Below are 3,521 nucleotides of genomic sequence, written 5' to 3'. Positions count from 1 at the left end.
AGCAGAGGACTGAAAATCCTCGTGTCGCTGGTTCGATTCCTGCTCGAGCCACCAAAAAACCTAGTACATTGTACTAGGTTTTTTATTTTGCTTTCTTATAAGCTAATATATAATTGTTCACCAATTAAGTATTATTTAATAATTTTACATGGTAAATATCAAGCTATTTCAAGTTAAGGGATATACAATCTATAATATCTTCAACATGTCCATCAACTTTTACTTTTCTGAAAATCTTTGATAAGTTCCCTTGCGTGTCAATTATAAAAGTGCTTCGTTCTATTCCTATAGTTTTTTTGCCATACATATTTTTTTCCTTCAAAACATCATATAACGAACAAACTACTTTATCTTCATCAGATAATAAAATATAGTTTAAACTTTGCTTTTCTATGAATTTATTATGTGAATTAACAGAGTCCTTATTTATGCCGAATATTATTGTATTTAACTCTTCCAGAGTCTTTAAGTTGTCTTTAAAAGACAGTGACTCTTTAGTTCAACCAGGCGTATTGTCTTTAGGATAAAAAAATAGAACAATATTTTTACCAATAAGGTTACTTAAAGTATAAGTATTTCCATCGCTACCAGGCAAAGTAAAGTCAGGCGCTTTTAATCCTTCTTGTATTTCATTCATATCATACACTCCTAAATAAATAATTATTATTTGTTGAAAGTAATTATACACTAAAATTTTAATATTTATCAACAATTTTATACAAATATGTTTGGTTTTATATTATATAAGGTAACATCTATTAGGTAATTAAAAAACATATAGAATAAACTTTAAAATAGAATTTATATAATACATCTTAAGGTCTTAAAGAGAGAAAAATTTTATCATTAATAAGTTGTAAAAAATAAAACATACCACTATTAATTATAAGTTCTAGTTAGGTGGTTCTTACGAAACCAAGGAATGAAGAATAGAATATAGTAAAGATACAGAAAACAAATAATTAGGAGGTATGACGATGCGAGTAGGAGTTATAATGGGTGGGGACTCTCACGAAAGAGATATATCGTTATTAACGGGAAAGGAAATTATAAGGAACTTAGATTCTAATAAGTATGAGATAGTTCCAATATGCATAAATAAGCAAAGCGATGCAGTAGATAAAATTAAAAATATAGATTTTGCAGTTATAGCCCTTCATGGCAAGTTCGGGGAAGATGGTTCAATACAAGCAATTCTAGAAAGTTTAAATATACAATATACAGGAAGTGGAATTCTATCTAGTGCATTGTGCATGGATAAGGATATGAGCAAAAGAATATTCTTAGCTGAGGATATTAATACTCCAAAGTGGATTAATATCAATAAAGAAAACTATGCAAACTTTAATCTATTAAAAGATTTGAATTATCCTTTAATAGTTAAACCCAATAATGGGGGATCAAGTATTGGAACGTTCATAGTTAATGAGCCTATTGAATTAGAAAATATTATTCACAAAGCATTAAGTTATGATAGTGATATAATGATAGAAGAGTATATAGATGGTGAAGAAATAACCTGTTGTGTTCTAAATGGGGAGGTATTGCCGATAATATCAATAAAAGCTAACTCTATATTTTTTGATTATAATTCAAAGTATAGTAAAGATGGCGCTATAGAAAAAGTTGCAATATTAGAAGAAGAAGTTAGAAAGAAAATTGAAGCAATAGCCATAAAGTGTTGGAAAGTGTTTAAATTAAAAAGTTATGGTAGAATTGATATGATTATTAAAAATGATGAGATTTACGTTCTAGAAATTAACACTCTTCCAGGGATGACGAAAACTAGTCTTTTTCCTAAGAGTGCAGCAGCTATGGGAATTGATTTCATGTCATTGCTAGATAAAATAATAGAATACTCTATCATAAAAGAATAATAAATATATTTGTATGGGGTGAAGTAATGTTTTTCAATGTAAGTTTTAATAATAAAAAACCTATTTATGAACAGGTTTATAATAAACTAAAAGAAATGATTGAAGAAGGATTGCTTCCTCCTGAAAGTAAACTTCCATCAACAAGGGAATTAGCTTTAATGATGAAGGTGAGTAGAAGTACCATCCTCACTGCTTATGAGATGCTTGAGAATGATGAATTTGTGTATACATTACAAGGTAAAGGCACTTTTGTATCTAAAATAAAAGTAGCGATAAATGATAGCTGGAATATCAGCTGGAATGAAAAGATTAATGATTATGGGAGAGCTGCTAATAAATTAGATATTATGAAAAATGAGTTAATGTATGAGAAAGATGTTATATCTTTTAGAAGCATCGCTCCAGATGAAAGATTATTTGATGTAGAGGAAATTAAACGTGCATTTTTAAATGTTATTTCTCTTAATGGAAATAGGATACTAAATTATGGATATGCCAGAGGATATTTACCATTAATAAACTACATTTATAATTATATGCAAAGAAAAGGTGTCAACACAAATAATAAAGGTATAATTATTACAAATGGATTTACAGAAGGGTTTGATATGGTTTTATCAGCAATTACTAGTGAAGGGGATACTATTCTTTGTGAAAATCCAACTCATAACACAGCAATAAAACTCATGAAGTTAAATAATCTAAATATAATTGGACTTGATATAGAGAAAGACGGAGTTAGTCGTACAAAGTTAAAACATATACTGCAAAATAATAAAGTTAAAGTAGCATATTTAACACCCTCATATCATAATCCAACAGGGCTGGTTATGTCTCATAAAGACAGAAAAATTATCTATAATCTATTTAAAGAATATAATGTACCAATTATTGAAGATGGATTCAATGAAGAACTTCAACACTTAAGCACACATATTGCACCGGTAGCCGCAATATGTGGAAAAGAAAACGGAGTTATTTATATAGGTAGTTTATCTAAAATTTTATTCCCTGGTATAAGAATAGGTTGGATTTTAGCTGATAATGCTTTAATAGATATATTAGAAAGTGTTAAAAGAAGTAGAAATATTCATACCTCGACTTTAGATCAGGCGATTCTTCATGAATATCTTAAAAGTGGTAGTTTTGAAAGGTATACAAAGAAGGTTAGAAATATATATAAGGACAAGAGCGAAAGAGTAAAGGAATTAATTGATAAGTATATATCATATGATTCAATATATGAATGTGGAGGATTATACGTATTTATTAAGTTAAAAGATATAAACTCAAGAGACTTATTAGATAGATGTTATAAGCGAGGCGTTATATTTACTCCAGGGGATATATTTTATATTGATAATGATAGAAAGCATACATTAAGACTAGGTTTCTCAAGATTATCAATGGAAGAAATCGAAAAGGGAATTAAAATAATTGGAGATGAAATATTGAAGATTAAAAACAAATAAGAAATTAGAAAATTTCAATTTAATAAATATACTAACCCTAGTGTATCAATATGCAAAAAATAGAGATATATGTAGTTATTTGTAGCATTATCTAAATGGTTATATCTAATAAAGTGTTTAAATATAAACCATAAAAATAAATATGATAAGATATTCCTTGTCGCTAAGAGGT

The 3,521-nt window shown here is 28.0% G+C and carries 3 protein-coding genes; 2 read left to right on the top strand and 1 reads right to left on the bottom strand.

Annotation, left to right across the window (positions count from 1 at the left end; genetic code table 11):
- Positions 1-163: 163 nt before the first annotated feature.
- A complete protein-coding gene (locus tag RR409_RS20910) occupies positions 164-637 on the bottom strand; it encodes a peroxiredoxin (protein ID WP_332559709.1) in 474 nt (157 codons plus the stop codon).
- Positions 638-977: 340 nt separating this feature from the next.
- Between RR409_RS20910 and RR409_RS20905 the strand changes: the two genes are divergently transcribed.
- Both RR409_RS20905 and RR409_RS20900 read left to right on the top strand, forming a co-directional pair.
- Positions 978-1,877 (top strand): D-alanine--D-alanine ligase, encoded by a 900-nt coding sequence (locus RR409_RS20905; RefSeq protein WP_332559708.1) that lies wholly within the window; start codon positions 978-980, stop codon positions 1,875-1,877.
- A 26-nt stretch (positions 1,878-1,903) separates the two neighbouring features.
- Complete coding sequence (locus RR409_RS20900; RefSeq protein ID WP_332559707.1) at positions 1,904-3,349, top strand: PLP-dependent aminotransferase family protein; 1,446 nt, start codon at positions 1,904-1,906, stop codon at positions 3,347-3,349.
- The last annotated feature ends 172 nt before the right edge of the window (positions 3,350-3,521 follow it).

The organism is Clostridium sp. (genome assembly GCF_036642255.1).
Classification (GTDB): Bacteria; Bacillota; Clostridia; order Clostridiales; family Clostridiaceae; genus Clostridium_J.
This window is presented reverse-complemented; position numbering and strand designations above follow the sequence as displayed.

Bases quoted from the DNA above. Each gene is read 5' to 3' on its own strand.
- RR409_RS20900 (WP_332559707.1), top strand. From the start codon at position 1,904: ATGTTTTTCAATGTAAGTTTTAATAATAAAAAACCTATTTATGAACAG.
- RR409_RS20905 (WP_332559708.1), top strand. From the start codon at position 978: ATGCGAGTAGGAGTTATAATGGGTGGGGACTCTCACGAAAGAGATATA.